The following is a 13,723-nucleotide window of genomic DNA, read 5'->3' on the forward strand; positions in this document are numbered from 1 at the left end:
CGCACATTACGGGCTGTGTCCACATGAAGGTTTCGTTGGCCCCGGTATGTGCACTTATTTAGTGACTAAAGGAATAAATATGGACAGCAAAGCTTTCAAGGCCCTATCCGAGTCCTTCGGTAATATGGCCGGCCAATTGGAGCAGCAGAACGCCCTATTAGGGCAAATCCTTGAAGACGCACACGCTTTGCGGGAGACTGTGAAGAAAATCCATTGGGAAGCCGAAAGAGCGAGAAACTACCAGGATACCCTTCAGAGGGTTGCGCTTTCCGGCTACATGGAAGAAATACGACAGGCTATGCGGAGCCATCAGTTGGGTTATTTGAGAACACTGGAGACGATCCGTGCGAAGAATTTGAGTTTTGCTCGATTTGGAGACGGGGAGCTTCAACTCATGACGAGAACAAGCTACCGTCTACGCTTCCAGCGCAACAGTGCCGAATTGCAGAACGCGCTCGAAGAAGTTTTGGCCACACCTGTCCCGAATCTTCTCCTAGGCATGCCGAACTTGTTCAATGATATGCATTGGCGGTGGGTTTGGGCCGATATTTGGCCTAGCGTGCGGCCCTATTTTGCTGACGGAGCAACCTTCGGAAATAGCCATGTCTGCAGGCCCGTGTTCTTTCAAGCCTACGGAGAACTGGGTGTCAAAGCATGGGCGTCTGTGTGGGAAGGGAAGAGTGCCCTGGTTATCACAGGAGAGGGATCCCGTTTCGATATGGTGCCGGCGCTGTTTAGCGGTTTGACGAGCGTTGAGACGCTTCATTCCCTGCCTGAGGATGCCTTTGTCGATTTGGACCGAGTTCTGGAGAGAGCAAGGGAGAGTACGGCGGATGTAGTCCTAATTTCGCTCGGACCCACCGGTACGCTCCTCGCACATAAGCTCGCGCAGGAGGGCCGTCAAGCCCTGGATATCGGTCATCTGTCTAGTAGTTATCTGAATGCAATGGAGGGCGGGGCATTCCCCGAAGCTATGCCCGTTGCACGGCTAGTGAGGTAGAGCTTCCCGTACGGGATGCAGGAGGGCTCTCTCCTTCAGCGGGAGCCCTCCTGCTTGCCTTCCTATGCTTTCTGAATGTACTTACGGTTCGCTTCCTCTTCGGGAAAAATCGTCGAGATAGCCTCCACGCTCCGCTTCGCCGCAGTGCCGTCCCCATACGGGTTCATGGCCTCGGCCATGGAGTCGTAGTGCTCCTGGTCATGGAGCAGCCGATCCACTTCCCAGACGATTCGGTCCTCATCGGTGCCGATGAGCTTCACCACGCCGGCCACGACGGCCTCGGGGCGTTCGGTGTTGTCCCGCATAACCAGGACGGGCCTACCAAGGCTGGGGGCCTCTTCCTGCACGCCGCCGGAATCGGTCAGGATGACGTGGGCCAGGGACAGCACGCGGGTGAATTCGCCGTATTCGAGCGGCTCGGTGACGAGCACGTTGCGTGCGGATTCAAGATGGGGGAGGACTGCCTCCCGCACCACAGGGTTGCGGTGGATCGGCAGGACGATTGTCAGATCAGGCTCGGCGGCGGCAATACGGGCCAGCGCCCGGCCTATATCGTTCATTGCCTCGCCCTGGTTTTCCCGCCTGTGGGTGGTGACCAGAAGAACCCGCCGGCCGGACGACGCCAGCTCTTCCAGCCTCGGATCCACAAACGGCACCTGCTTCTGCACAGTGGCCAGCAGTGCGTCTATGACCGTGTTGCCGGTGACCACAATGCTTGTTGGATGAATGTTCTCGGCCAGCAGATTGGCGCGGCTGGTCTCAGTCGGGGCCAAGTGGAGACTCGCGATCTGGGACGTGATCTTCCGGTTGCCCTCTTCGGGGAACGGAGAGAGCGGATCGCCGCTGCGGAGGCCGGCTTCGACATGAACCACTGGAATTCCGTGGTTGAAGGCAGCAAGCGCCGCGGCTGTGGATGTGGTGGTGTCGCCCTGGACTAGAACGGCATCCGGCCGGTTGACTGCAAAGAGTTTATCCAGCCCGCCGATAGTCCGGACAAGTATCTCGTTGAGTGACTGGCCTGGTTCGAAAATATTCAGGTCATGGTCTGGCGAGATGCCGAAAAGCTGGTTGACCTGGTCCAGCATCGAGCGGTGCTGGCCCGTCACCGTAACAAAACATTCCAGACCTGGGGTCCGCTGAAGCTCGGCGATAATCGGTGCCATCTTGATGGCCTCGGGGCGCGTTCCGTAAATAGGCATAACGACTGGCAAAAAATAAACCCCCGGTAAGACTGTAAAGACTTTGAATTCCCCTAGCTTATGTCAAGAGGTCAAATTCTACGGTCCGAACGGCACTCTCTTTAGCCGAACAGGACGAGCAGCGTCACCAGAGTGGGGACGGCCAGGAACGTCAGGACTACCAGGGAGACGGCGATCAGCCGCTGCCGGCGGTAGTCCGTGCTCGGGGCATTCTTGGTCCCCGCCGGCTTCCCACCCGGGATGGGATCCCGCCGGCGTGAGGGTTTCACCCTTTTGACCCTCGTAGGGTTATCTGCCGTGTCCGTAGGAACCTGAGTCGGACCGGCGGCTGACGTCATGTGCCGGGCAGCGGCGATCTCCGGATAGGGCTTGATGGGCATGGGTCAACCATTCCACATACGCGGCCCATCCGGCGGGAAATCGTTATCGGTCACTGTCAGTGCCCTACGGTAGGCTTCCTAATGACATAGACGGTTGGCGGCAATGACGGCGAAGACCGGACGGGACGGACCCAGATGAGCGGGACCAGCAGGATCAAAGGCAGATACGCAGGCAGGAAACGGGATTACTTTGCAGACTAAAATCACCGCCAACGCGCAGGCGTTGAAGCGATGGTTGAGCAATGCAGAGGTCTCGCTTGGCAACCACAGCGACCGGCTCAATGCCATCAATATCTTTCCCGTCGCCGACGGCGACACAGGCACCAACCTCTACCTGACGCTGCGGGCCGCGTCCTCGGCTGCCGCAGCCGCAGACACCTCCGATATCGGTGAGCTGCTGGGCACGGCCGGCCGTGCCGCCATGGAGTCGGCGCGGGGCAACTCCGGAACCCTGTTTTCCGTTTTCCTTACGGCCATGGCCGAGCCCCTGGCCGGAGCCACCCGGCTCTCTGCACCGCTGCTCGCCTCCTCCATGCAGCGTGCACAGCTGCGTTCCTGGTCGGTGCTCAGCGACCCGGTGCCCGGCACCATGCTCTCTGTCCTTGAGGCGGCTGCCCATGCAGCCTCCGACAGCGAAGCAGCCGTCACCGGCGACGACAGCAACGTCGGACTGGCACTCACGCTGCGGGCGATGATGGACGCCGCCCTGGCCGCCGTCATCCACACCGAGAGCCAGTTGGATGCCCTCACCCGGGCCCGTGTGGTGGACGCCGGAGGCGTCGGCTTCCTGCTGGTGCTCGACGCGCTGCGTGCGGCTGCCCTGGGGGAGGAGCTGCAGGAGGAACTGCTGGACGGGCTGCACGGCTATGACGTACAGGATCCGCATATCCACGCGCACATGCCCCGCATGGAAGGCGTGGAAGTCATGTGCACCATCACCCTGAGCCCGCTGGATGCCGCCACCCTGCGGCTGCAGCTGGACGAACTGGGGGACTCCGTCATCATGAGTGCCGTCAGCCCGGTTGGGGACGGCTACCGCTGGCGGATCCACGTCCACACACCGGATGCCGGCACCACCATCGACCTGCTGCGCAGCCTGGGCGAACCCCAGAACCTGACCATCACCGAGCTGTCCGCCGACGGCCACGAAACCAATGAAATCCCCGGGGCACATGGACTCTAGGCTCCCCGGGGAACTCGACTTTCCACTGGACCGACGGATCGGCAAAACCACGGCCAATGCCATGGAGAAACAGCTTGGCCTGAAGACCGTTGGCGATCTGCTTCACCATTTCCCGCGCCGGTACCTGGAGCGCGGCGAGCTCACGCCCATCGCCGACATACCGTTCGACGAAGACGTCACCCTGATTGCCCGCGTGCAGAGCAATAACCGCCGGCAGATGCGGGCCCGCAAGGGGACCATCGTCGAGGTGGTGGTTACCGATGACACCGACGGCAGCCTTGGGCAGCTTCACCTGACGTTTTTCAACGGATTCAATGCGTCCAAGGAACTCACTGTGGGCACCCGGGCCATGTTTTCCGGCAAGGTGGGCGCCTACAAGGGCCAGCTGCAGCTGACCAATCCCAGCTATGTGCTCCTGGACGAGGAAGCCGTGGATGAGGAGGAAGCCAAGCGCCCCATCCCCGTGTACCGCGCTTCGGCCCGGGTGGCCAGTCCGACCATCGCCAAGTCCGTGTCGATGCTGCTGGACACGATGGAAGGCGCCCGGCTGCGCGATCCGATCCCGACAGCGATCCGGCAGCGCGACCGCCTTCCCGACGTCGTGGAGGCCTATAACAAGATCCACCGTCCCGCCACCATGGAGGAGGCCTACGCCGCCAGGCACCGGTTCCGGTACCAGGAAGCCCTGGTCCTGCAGACCGCACTGGCCCGGCGTCGTGCCCTGACCGCCCAAGAGGAAGCCACCGCACGTCCTGCCGTGCCCGGCGGGCTGCTGGACCGCTTTGACGCGTCCCTTCCCTTTACCCTGACCAACGGCCAGGCCTCCATCGGCGCCGACCTATCGGCCGAGCTGGCCGGTGACCACCCCATGAACCGGCTCCTGCAGGGCGAGGTCGGGTCGGGCAAGACGCTGGTGGCACTGCGGGCCATGCTGCAGGTGATCGACGCCGGGGGACAGGCGGCCCTGCTGGCCCCCACGGAAGTCCTCGCGGCCCAGCACTACGAATCCATCAGCGCCATGCTCGGCCCGCTGGGACGCGGCGGGCAGCTGGACGGCGACCCGGACGGGACGCGGGTGGCACTGCTCACCGGTTCGATGAACACCGCCGGACGCAAGGCAGCCCTGCTGGACGCCGCCAGCGGCGCGGCCGGGATCATCATCGGCACGCATGCCCTGCTGTCCGAGCATGTGTCCTTCGCCGACCTCGGACTGGTGGTGGTGGATGAACAGCACCGGTTCGGCGTCGAGCAGCGCGATGTGCTGCGCACCAAGGGCCACAGCACCCCGCACCTGCTGGTGATGACGGCCACGCCCATTCCGCGTACGGTCGCCATGACCGTCTTCGGGGACCTGGAGGTCTCCACCCTGACCGAGCTGCCGGCGGGACGTGCCCCCATTTCCACCTTCGTTTCACCGCTGGCCGAGAACCCGCGGTGGGAGCCGCGGATCTGGTCCCGTGCGCGGGAAGAGATCGACGCCGGCCGGCAGGTCTACGTGGTCTGCCCCAAAATCGGCGCCAAGGAAGACGAGCCGGGGACCGACCTGGCACTGTTCGATGCGAAGGAAGCAGCGGAGCGACGTGCGCGTGCCGAGCGGCAGGAGCTGACCTCCGTGACCGAGCTGTCCGAGTACCTGACCACGGTGCCCGCCCTTGCCGGCAAGAGCATTGCGCCGCTGCACGGCCGGCTGGACCCGGCCGACAAGCACGAGACCATGGCCGCCTTCAACCGTGGAGAAATCGATGTGCTGGTTTCCACCACCGTCATCGAGGTGGGTGTGGACGTTCCCAACGCCTCACTCATGGTGATTATGGACGCGGACCGTTTCGGTATCTCCCAGCTGCACCAGCTGCGTGGACGGGTGGGCCGCGGCGGGCTGCCCGGTACCTGCCTGCTGGTGACGCAGCTGGAACCGGGGCATCCGAGCCGTGAACGGCTGGAGGCCGTGGCCGCCACCACCGACGGCTTTGAACTCTCCCGCAAGGACCTGGAACTGCGCCGCGAAGGCGACATCCTCGGCGCCAGCCAGTCCGGCGGCCGGTCCACCCTGAAGCTGCTGCGCGCGGTCCAGGACGAAAAGCTCATCGAAAAGGCCCGGGCGGACGCCGTGGCCCTGGTCGCCGAGGATCCGGACCTGCGCGAATACCCGGCCCTGGATGAGGCGATCGAGGCCTACCTGAATCCCGAGGCCGAAGCGTTCCTGGAACGCGGCTGACCGCCGGGGTAAGGCCCGGGTTCGGGCCGCCGGCAGGGGCCGGATAAAGTGAAGGCATGAGCCGCATTATTGCCGGGGCTGCCGGCGGAACCACCCTGTTCAGTGTTCCCGGAGACGGGACGCGTCCCACCACGGACCGCGTGAAGGAAGCACTTTTTTCCCGCCTGGAGTCCTACGGGGTCCTGCAGGACGCCAAGGTGGTGGACCTGTTCGCCGGCTCCGGGGCATTGGGTGTGGAGAGCGCCAGCCGCGGTGCCGCCGCCGTCGACCTGGTGGAACTCGCCGATAAGCCGGCAGCCACGTGCCGGGAGAATGCCGGGCTGGTCAACAAGATCCTGGGCCGGACCTGCGTGAACGTGCACCGGGCCAAGGTGGAAACCTTCCTGCTGCGTGTCCCTGCCGACGTGCTGTGGGACGTGGTCTTCATTGACCCGCCCTATGCCTTGACCGAACCGGAACTGGCCACGGTGCTCACCTCGCTGGCCGGGCACCTCGCGGACGGAGCCGTTGTGGTGCTGGAACGTTCCACGCGTTCGCCCGAACCGGTCTGGCCGGAGGGGATGGAGCGCTTCAGCGAGCGGAAATACGGCGAGACCACCCTCTGGTTCGCGGAGCCTGCCGCTGAGGATACCGGGTCCGCTGAGGATACAGCGCAGGCCTAGCCGGTAAACACGTCCAGGTCCTCGCCGGTCAGTACCGCCGCCGGCTGCGGTCCGGCGGCGTGGAGCTGCTCGGTCCACTCGCCCGGCCAGGGGACGAGGGTCGCCGCAAGCACGATGTTTCCGGGATAGCGGCCGCTAAACATGTCCTGCTGGGCCAGCGCCGCCACCTCTCCGGCCGTGCCCACGGCAGACTGCAGCTCCCGCACCTGCCGGCGCGCGAAGGTAAGGGGCGGGTCGTCCCCGACGTTGACCAGCAGCACGCCGGCGGGGGAGAGCAGGGCCGCCAGCTCGTCGTAGAAGTCCGCCGTCGCCAAATGGGCCGGGGCGTCCGGGCCGGCGAAGATGTCCAGCACGATGACGTCGAAGCTCTGCCCGGCAAAGCGGCCGAGTGACTCGCGGGCATCGCCGATCACGGTTTCCAGGACCGTGCCGTCCGGCAGCGGCAGATGCGCCAGCACGAAGTCCAGCAGTTCGCGTTCGAGTTCCACCGCCACCTGTTTCGATCCGGGGCGGGTGGCCTGGAGATAACGGGTGAGGGTCAGCGCCCCGGCGCCCAGGTGCAGGGCGCGCAGCGGCTGCCCGGCCGGTGCGGCCAGGTCCAGGACATTTCCCATCCGGCGCAGGTATTCGTAGAAGATCTCATGCGGCCGGGCCAGATCCACGTGCGACTGTTCAGCGCCGCCGATGCTCAGTATGTAGGCGCCGGGTGTGAAGCCGTCCTCGGTGATGGTGGCGTGGGCGCCGATGCCGCGCAGTAGCCGGGACGCGTTCACAGCAGGCCGCCCAGCCGCGCAAGGCGCTCGGAGGCGGAGTCCAGGACGTCGGTTTTCTTGCAGAACGCGAACCGGAGCAGCGACCGGGTGCGCTGCGCACCTTCGGCGTGGCAGAACACGGCGACGGGAATGGCGGCGACGCCGATCAGTTCCGGGAGCCTGCGGGCCAGCTCCGTGGCGTCCGTAATGCCCAGGGCCGAGGTGTCGGCGGTGACGAAGTAGGTGCCGGACGAGGGCAGGACCTCCATCCCGGCGGCCCGGAGCCCCGAGCCCAGCAGATCCCGTTTCGCCTGCAGGGCGGCGGCGGCGCCGGTGAAGTAGGAATCATCCAGTCCCAGGCCGACGGCGACCGCGGACTGGAAGGGTGTGCCGGAGGTGTAGCTCAGGAAGGTCTTGACGGTACGGACTGCGGCCACCAGTGGTGCCGGGCCGGTGAGCCATCCGATCTTCCATCCGGTCACGGAGAAGGTCTTGCCGGCCGAGGAAATGGTCAGCGTCCGTTCGGCGGCACCCGGTAGTGTGGCCACGGGGATATGCACGGGTCCGAAGGTCAGGTGCTCGTAGACCTCGTCGGTGACGATGACGGCGTTGTGCTTGGCCGCAAGGTCCACGATCTCCTGCAGGACTTCCCGGGGCAGGACGGCGCCCGTGGGGTTGTGCGGATTATTGACCAGGACCACGCGGGTGCGGTCGGAGAACGCGGCGGCCAGGGCGCCGTCGGCCGGCAGGAAGCGCGGCGCCTCGAGGGCGACGGTGGTGTGCGTGGCACCGCTGAGTCCAATGACGGCGCCGTAGGAGTCGTAGAACGGTTCGAAGGTCAGCACGTCGTCGCCGGGACCCGTCAGGGCCAGCAGGGCCGAGGCGATGGCCTCCGTGGCACCGGTGCTGACGATGACCTCGCTGTCCGGGTCCACCTGCAGCCCGTAGAAGCGTTCCTGATGTGCGGCGACGGCGGAGCGCAGGACCGGCAGGCCCTGTCCCGGGGCGTACTGGTTGGCCCCGGCGGAGATGGCGGCCCGGGCCGCTTCGAGTATTTCCACCGGGCCGTCTTCGTCGGGAAAGCCCTGGCCCAGGTTGATGGCTCCGTGCCGTCCGGCCAGGGCAGTGATCTCCTCGAAAATGGTCACCCCGAGGTTGCCGTCCGGAGCCAGAAGGTTGGCACCAGCGGCCGTCCGCTGCCAGGGCTGGGCTGTACCTGCTCCGGTGCCTGGTCCGGTGCCGTGCTGTGCGCGGAGCAGGGACGCGGCTGTGGTTGCACTCATTCAACAAGTATTACCCGCCTGCACCCGGTAGATTCGACTCATGCAACGTGCTGTATGCCCAGGCTCCTTTGATCCCATCCACAACGGACACCTCGAGGTGATCGCCCGCGCGGCCAATCTCTTCGACGAAGTCATCGTGGCGGTATCGACCAACTATGCGAAAACGTACCGGTTCAGCTCCGAGGAACGCCTGTCCCTGGCAGCCGAAACCCTCGGGTCGCTGCGCGGGGTGTCCGTGGTTCCCATGGGGGACGGGCTGCTGGCCGACTTCTGCCACGACCACGGTGCCTCTGCCATCGTGAAGGGACTGCGGTCCGTCCAGGATTACCAGTACGAACTGCCGATGGCCGTGATGAACCGGCAGCTCACCGGCGTCGAAACCGTGTTCCTGGCTGCGGAAAGCAGTTATGCCCATCTCTCCTCCTCCCTGATCAAGGAAGTGGCGGCTCTGGGCGGCGATGTCTCCGGTTATGTTCCGACGGCGGTGCTGAAGCGCCTGACGGAAGGCTAGACCGGCAAGCTAAACCGGGTTGGCGCAGGCGGGGCGGATCAGCCCGGCCGCCACCCCGCCGGTCTCTTCCACGAAGCGGCCAAGCCACTGCCCGGGTCCCAGCTGTGGCGCGGACTCAACCATGGTGATGTTCGCGGAGCTGCACTGATCCAGGTTCAGTTCAGCACGGGTCACGTGATAGCGCGAAGTCACCACGAGGATGTCCGTCCAGCCTCTGTCCTTCGCCAGCCGGGCGACGGCACGCGCCTCCCCGCGGGTGGTCATCGGGGCCGGGGAAAAGCAGACCACGCGCGGATTGAGGTTCCGGGCGCAGATAGCGTCAGTGTCCCTGTTGCCGGGCGTGTAGGTTGCGGAAAGGACCAGCACCGGGGCGTAACCCTGTTCCAGCAGGTCCAGCCCCACCGGCAGCCGCTCGCTGCTGGCACCGGCCAGGACGACGACGGCGTCTGCCCGGGCGGGTACACCGGCACTGGCCGAAGGATAGACAAATAGGTTCGATGCAACCAGGATCCAGACTGCCAAAAGGCACAGAGCCGCCGTCGTGCAGCGCCGGAGCAGCCGGTGCCCCAGGAACCAGCGGAGGAAAGTCACGTTCCAACAGTAGGGGACGCCTCCGCTCCCGGCCGTGAGGAGCCTCCCGGACGCCGATTAGCCGGATCCGCGACGGCGGGTAAACTGGAGAGCGGAGCACGTGCCTGCACGGGTTCCCTGGCTGCGGTGCAGCTGCAGTTTGAGAGATTCCGGCAACTCAGGCTAAGATGATATGTCGGTCTATGTTCTACAGGAGTTCTCATTAGCGAATTTTCGCGGTCCAATCCGGAAACTCCCCTGGCGGTAAACGTCAGGGATCTCGGGCGCAGCCCGGGAACGATGCGGACTCTTCATGAACATGTTCCGGCACCGAAAGACTTCGGTGTTGCGCTTATCGGCGTTCCGGAAGGATCCAGCCTCGAGCTAGACCTGAGGTTGGAGGCCGTGCACGAAGGGATTTTGGTATCCGGCATTGCAATCGCTCCCGTAAGGGGCGAATGCGGCCGCTGCCTGAAGCCACTCGCGTACGACCAAGAAGTCGATGTGCAGGAACTCTTCTACTACGAGGACGCCGAGTCCTTCGAAGAAGAAGATGAAGAAGAGCAACACCGGATCGAGCGAGATGTCATCGATCTTGAACCGGTATTGCGGGACGCAGTGGTTCTTACCATGCCGTTCCAGCCGGTGTGCCGGGAAGACTGCCCAGGCCTTTGCTCCGAATGCGGAGCGCGCCTAGAGGAGGATCCGGGTCACCACCATGAAGTTGTGGATCCTCGCTGGGCAGCCCTCGCCGGGCTGACCGGCACGGCCGCAGAAGATACTGCGGCACCAAGTACAGAGTCAGACGAGAGAGAAGAGAGTTAGCCGTGGCTGTTCCGAAGCGGAAAATGTCCCGCGCGAATACACGTGCACGCCGGTCCCAGTGGAAGGCGACCGCGCCCAACCTGGTGAAGACCGTGGAGAACGGCCGCGTCACCTATAGCCTGCCGCACCAGGCCAAGGTCGTAACCGACTCCGCCGGCACCGCGCTGTTCCTTGAATACAAGGGCCGCAAGGTAGCGGACGTCTAAGACCAGTGTTCGGCCCGGTTTTGCGCTTCCCTAAGGGAACTGTTGCAGACGGGCACATGAATACTGCTTTTCGGGTTGTATCCAAAAAGTGAAGAATACTGAAGAGCTTATGAAGCGTCTCGGTGTCGATATCGACGCCGGGACGCTTCGTCTTGCACTCACGCACCGTTCCTACGCTTACGAGCAGGGCGGCATCCCCACGAACGAGCGCCTGGAATTCCTTGGCGACTCCATCCTGGGGTTCTCGGTAACCGATGCGCTTTACCGGGATAATCCTGATCTTTCCGAGGGCGAGCTGGCCAAGCGCCGCTCCGCCGTCGTGAGTACCCGTGCCCTTGCCGGTATCGCCCGGAACCTGGGCCTCGGGGAGTACATCCTGCTGGGACAGGGCGAAAAGCTCACCAACGGGCGGGACAAATCCTCCATCCTTGCGGACACCACCGAGGCAATCATCGGTGCCGTGTACCTGGACCACGGGATCGAAACCGCCCGGCAAATGGTGATGCGTCTCGTGGGCCCGCTGCTGTCCAACGCCGAAGCCCTGGGCGCCGGTACGGACTGGAAGACGAGTATCCAGGAAATCGCTGCCGGCCGGAAAATGGGCGACATCGAATACCGGGTTTCCGGTTCCGGTCCCGACCATTCCCGCAGCTTCGTCGCCGTGCTCCACATCGGCGACAAGCCGTACGGCACCGGTACCGGCCATTCCAAGAAGGAAGCCGAGCAGGAAGCCGCCGCTGCCTCCTGGAAGATGATCAACGCTAAGGAAGCCGACTCCGCGGCTGCCGGCGCCTAGGGCTGCCCGGCGATGCCTGAGCTTCCCGAAGTCGAGGTGGTCCGCCGCGGACTGGCGTCATGGGTCCGCGGCCGCACCATCACCGGCGTCGAGGTTGTGGATCCACGGTCCGTGCGGCGTCACGCTGCCGGTCCCGAGGATCTCAAAGGCAACCTTGAAGGCGCGGTGGTGGCCGACGTCGTGCGCCGCGGCAAGTTCCTGTGGCTGCCGCTGCTGGAGGGTCGTTCTTCATCAATTGTTCCTTCGCCGGCTGGCACGGCCGACGACGTCGTGCCCTCCTTCGCGCTGATGGCCCACCTCGGTATGAGCGGCCAGCTGCTGATGGAGGACTCGGCGCTTCCGGACGAAAAGCACCTGAAGGTCAGGTTCACCCTGAGCCCCGCGCTGGACGCTTCCGGTGCTGCGATGCCGGATGAGCTGCGCTTCGTGGACCAGCGGATTTTCGGCGGGGTGTTCCTCACCGATCTGGTTCCCACGCCCGATGGCGCTCCCGGCGGCCTGTCCGAAACCGCGCTGCCGCTGGTGGCGCAGGAAGCCGCGCACATTGCGCGTGACCCGCTGGATCCGGCGTTTTCCTTTGATGAGTTCTACCGCCGGCTGCGGGGCAGGAAGACCGGGATCAAGCGTGCCCTGCTGGACCAAGGGCTGATTTCAGGCGTCGGCAATATTTATGCCGATGAATCCCTGTGGGCTGCACGGATGCACTTTGCCCGCCCCACGGACACCATGCGCAGGGCCGATGCGCTGCGGCTGGTCGAGGCTGCAAGGGACGTGATGACCCGGGCCCTGGCTGCGGGCGGCACCAGCTTCGATTCGCTCTACGTCAATGTCAACGGCGCGTCAGGGTATTTCTCCCGGTCCCTCAACGCCTACGGCCGCGAAGGTCTGCCCTGCCCGCGGTGTGAAGAGCTGGGGCTGCATACCCTGATCCGGCGGGATTCGTTTATGAACCGGTCTTCGTATTCCTGCCCGGTCTGCCAGCCGCGGCCCCGGAACGGGCGCTGGTAGGTTTCACTCCTTCCTTTAGGGAGCCAGCCGTTCCACGAACTGGACCGGATGCCCGTCGAAGTCCTCGACGAATGCAACGCTGAGTTTTCCATCCAGGAACGGGTGCGGTCCTTGAAGGCCTCTTGCTCCGGCGTCGAGCGCAGCGGCGTAGGCGGCTGCGGCGTCATCCGTCCAGAGCGTGAGGCACGCGCGGTGTCCGGCCGTGACCGGGGTGAGCCCGTGGGCTTCGGCCGCCGGTCCGGGCAGTGCGAGCCCGAGGTTGAAGCCTTCCAACGACATTTCTATTTTGACGGGCGCTGTCCCTGCGCCTGTTAGGCGGGATTCTTCCACGAAGCCGAGGGACGCGTAGAAGCGTGCCGCCCGCGCGACGTCGGCGACGAACAGGATGACCTGCGGATTGAAGATTTTCACGGCTGTCCTCGTCTCGGGCGTTGGAGTGCGCCCGTTCACGGCACCTTTGCGTACGGTAACAAATCCGGGTGGTATCCGTCGCCAAGCAGCCGGCGTCACACCGGGCGCGCTCCGGACGGGCATCCAGGGCCGGTCCCGCCACCAGCGTCAGGAACAGAAAAATTACGAAACTCTTGCAATCTTTTCGGAATTACGTAATTCTCTATTCATGACCCCACGAGACGACGCCCGGCTGGAGGCGTTGGAAGCACGCGTGGCAGCCCTGGAGCAACGCACGGAAGCCGCGGAGCCGACGTCGGCCGCGGACGGGGCAGACGTGTTCTGGGCCCTCGAAGGGGTGCGGAAGCGCCATCCCGAGCCGGGAGCCGTGCTGTTCGCCGGCACCGCCACGACCGGTGCCGGTGCCCACTTCGAGTACCAGTACGGGTTGGAGACCGGGCATCTGCTCGACGTCGACTGGACGCAGTTCGCTGACTCCCTTGCTTCCCTCGGCCATCCCGTCCGTCTGGCTGTGCTCCGGGCCGTTCTCGGCGGAACCGAGACCGTGGCAGATCTGGTGGAGGAACTGGGTTCCGGAACCTCCGGACAGATTTACCACCACGTTCACCAGCTGACCGCCTCGGGCTGGCTCGCACCGCACGCCCGGTCCCGCTACCAAATTCCGCCGGCCCGGGTCATCCCGCTGCTGGCGATTCTGACCGCTGCCTCCGGAGGTAACTGAC

At 64.6% G+C, this 13,723-nt stretch carries 16 protein-coding genes; 10 read left to right on the plus strand and 6 right to left on the minus strand.

The features are described 5' to 3' along the window. Positions 1–79: 79 nt before the first annotated feature. Complete coding sequence (locus tag QNO10_RS05340; RefSeq protein ID WP_229949046.1) at positions 80–1,000, plus strand: GT-D fold domain-containing glycosyltransferase; 921 nt, start codon at positions 80–82, stop codon at positions 998–1,000. Positions 1,001–1,062: 62 nt separating this feature from the next. Here the strand turns inward: QNO10_RS05340 and wecB are convergent, their stop codons facing one another. Both wecB and QNO10_RS05350 read right to left on the minus strand, forming a co-directional pair. Continuing rightward, positions 1,063–2,199 (minus strand): non-hydrolyzing UDP-N-acetylglucosamine 2-epimerase, encoded by a 1,137-nt coding sequence (gene wecB / locus QNO10_RS05345; protein ID WP_269437838.1) that lies wholly within the window; start codon positions 2,197–2,199, stop codon positions 1,063–1,065. Positions 2,200–2,300: 101 nt separating this feature from the next. Continuing rightward, entirely contained in the window at positions 2,301–2,468 is a 168-nt protein-coding gene (locus tag QNO10_RS05350; protein ID WP_284162358.1) for a hypothetical protein, read from the minus strand. A gap of 334 nt (positions 2,469–2,802) precedes the next feature. Between QNO10_RS05350 and QNO10_RS05355 the strand changes: the two genes are divergently transcribed. The 3 genes from QNO10_RS05355 to rsmD are packed head-to-tail and all read left to right on the plus strand — an operon-like array spanning position 2,803 to position 6,639. After that, positions 2,803–3,762, plus strand: coding sequence for a DAK2 domain-containing protein (locus tag QNO10_RS05355; RefSeq protein WP_229949095.1), 960 nt, complete (start codon positions 2,803–2,805; stop codon positions 3,760–3,762). After that, on the plus strand, positions 3,752–5,977 hold the full coding sequence (locus QNO10_RS05360) for an ATP-dependent DNA helicase RecG (RefSeq protein WP_229949040.1): 2,226 nt from the start codon (positions 3,752–3,754) through the stop codon (positions 5,975–5,977). Before QNO10_RS05355 ends, QNO10_RS05360 begins: the two co-directional genes overlap by 11 nt. A gap of 56 nt (positions 5,978–6,033) precedes the next feature. Next, positions 6,034–6,639: a 16S rRNA (guanine(966)-N(2))-methyltransferase RsmD gene (gene rsmD / locus QNO10_RS05365; protein ID WP_229949038.1), complete on the plus strand. Its 606-nt coding sequence runs from the start codon at positions 6,034–6,036 to the stop codon at positions 6,637–6,639. On the opposite strand, the gene QNO10_RS05370 is transcribed toward rsmD, so the two are convergent. Further along, positions 6,636–7,412: a spermidine synthase gene (locus QNO10_RS05370; RefSeq protein WP_229949036.1), complete on the minus strand. Its 777-nt coding sequence runs from the start codon at positions 7,410–7,412 to the stop codon at positions 6,636–6,638. The two genes, rsmD and QNO10_RS05370, sit on opposite strands and share 4 nt — an antisense overlap. Beyond that, a complete protein-coding gene (locus QNO10_RS05375) occupies positions 7,409–8,674 on the minus strand; it encodes an aminotransferase class I/II-fold pyridoxal phosphate-dependent enzyme (RefSeq protein ID WP_229949034.1) in 1,266 nt (421 codons plus the stop codon). The genes QNO10_RS05370 and QNO10_RS05375 overlap by 4 nt, the downstream gene beginning before the upstream one ends. 40 nt (positions 8,675–8,714) lie before the next feature. Here QNO10_RS05375 and coaD point away from each other — a divergent pair, with 40 nt between their 5' ends. Beyond that, the gene (gene coaD / locus QNO10_RS05380; protein ID WP_229949032.1) at positions 8,715–9,185 is read left to right on the plus strand and encodes a pantetheine-phosphate adenylyltransferase; all 471 of its coding nucleotides are present in this window, start codon (positions 8,715–8,717) and stop codon (positions 9,183–9,185) included. Between the two features lie 9 nt (positions 9,186–9,194). Here the strand turns inward: coaD and QNO10_RS05385 are convergent, their stop codons facing one another. Then, positions 9,195–9,776: a YdcF family protein gene (locus tag QNO10_RS05385; protein ID WP_229949030.1), complete on the minus strand. Its 582-nt coding sequence runs from the start codon at positions 9,774–9,776 to the stop codon at positions 9,195–9,197. 237 nt (positions 9,777–10,013) lie between these two features. Here QNO10_RS05385 and QNO10_RS05390 point away from each other — a divergent pair, with 237 nt between their 5' ends. The 4 genes from QNO10_RS05390 (at position 10,014) to mutM (ending at position 12,590) form a co-directional block, all read left to right on the plus strand. Continuing rightward, the gene (locus QNO10_RS05390) at positions 10,014–10,580 is read left to right on the plus strand and encodes a YceD family protein (RefSeq protein ID WP_229949094.1); all 567 of its coding nucleotides are present in this window, start codon (positions 10,014–10,016) and stop codon (positions 10,578–10,580) included. 2 nt (positions 10,581–10,582) lie between these two features. After that, positions 10,583–10,786 carry a 50S ribosomal protein L32 gene (gene rpmF, locus QNO10_RS05395; protein WP_146364453.1) on the plus strand — a complete coding sequence of 68 codons (204 nt, stop codon included), beginning with the start codon at positions 10,583–10,585 and terminating at the stop codon, positions 10,784–10,786. Between the two features lie 88 nt (positions 10,787–10,874). Further along, positions 10,875–11,582, plus strand: a complete 708-nt coding sequence (gene rnc, locus QNO10_RS05400) for a ribonuclease III (protein ID WP_229949028.1) — start codon at positions 10,875–10,877, stop codon at positions 11,580–11,582. 12 nt (positions 11,583–11,594) lie between these two features. Beyond that, on the plus strand, positions 11,595–12,590 hold the full coding sequence (gene mutM, locus QNO10_RS05405) for a bifunctional DNA-formamidopyrimidine glycosylase/DNA-(apurinic or apyrimidinic site) lyase (RefSeq protein ID WP_229949026.1): 996 nt from the start codon (positions 11,595–11,597) through the stop codon (positions 12,588–12,590). Between the two features lie 15 nt (positions 12,591–12,605). On the opposite strand, the gene QNO10_RS05410 is transcribed toward mutM, so the two are convergent. Continuing rightward, the gene (locus QNO10_RS05410) at positions 12,606–13,001 is read right to left on the minus strand and encodes a VOC family protein (protein ID WP_229949022.1); all 396 of its coding nucleotides are present in this window, start codon (positions 12,999–13,001) and stop codon (positions 12,606–12,608) included. 208 nt (positions 13,002–13,209) lie between these two features. Between QNO10_RS05410 and QNO10_RS05415 the strand changes: the two genes are divergently transcribed. After that, on the plus strand, positions 13,210–13,722 hold the full coding sequence (locus tag QNO10_RS05415; protein ID WP_229949020.1) for a winged helix-turn-helix domain-containing protein: 513 nt from the start codon (positions 13,210–13,212) through the stop codon (positions 13,720–13,722). Position 13,723: the final 1 nt, after the last annotated feature.

The sequence above is a fragment of the Arthrobacter sp. zg-Y919 genome (assembly GCF_030142045.1).
GTDB lineage: Bacteria > Actinomycetota > Actinomycetes > Actinomycetales > Micrococcaceae > Arthrobacter_B.

Bases quoted from the DNA above. Each gene is read 5' to 3' on its own strand.
- QNO10_RS05340 (WP_229949046.1), top strand. From the start codon at position 80: ATGGACAGCAAAGCTTTCAAGGCCCTATCCGAGTCCTTCGGTAATATG.
- wecB (WP_269437838.1), bottom strand. From the start codon at position 2,199: ATGCCTATTTACGGAACGCGCCCCGAGGCCATCAAGATGGCACCGATT.
- QNO10_RS05360 (WP_229949040.1), top strand. From the start codon at position 3,752: ATGGACTCTAGGCTCCCCGGGGAACTCGACTTTCCACTGGACCGACGG.
- rsmD (WP_229949038.1), top strand. From the start codon at position 6,034: ATGAGCCGCATTATTGCCGGGGCTGCCGGCGGAACCACCCTGTTCAGT.
- QNO10_RS05375 (WP_229949034.1), bottom strand. From the start codon at position 8,674: ATGAGTGCAACCACAGCCGCGTCCCTGCTCCGCGCACAGCACGGCACC.
- coaD (WP_229949032.1), top strand. From the start codon at position 8,715: ATGCAACGTGCTGTATGCCCAGGCTCCTTTGATCCCATCCACAACGGA.
- mutM (WP_229949026.1), top strand. From the start codon at position 11,595: ATGCCTGAGCTTCCCGAAGTCGAGGTGGTCCGCCGCGGACTGGCGTCA.
- QNO10_RS05415 (WP_229949020.1), top strand. From the start codon at position 13,210: ATGACCCCACGAGACGACGCCCGGCTGGAGGCGTTGGAAGCACGCGTG.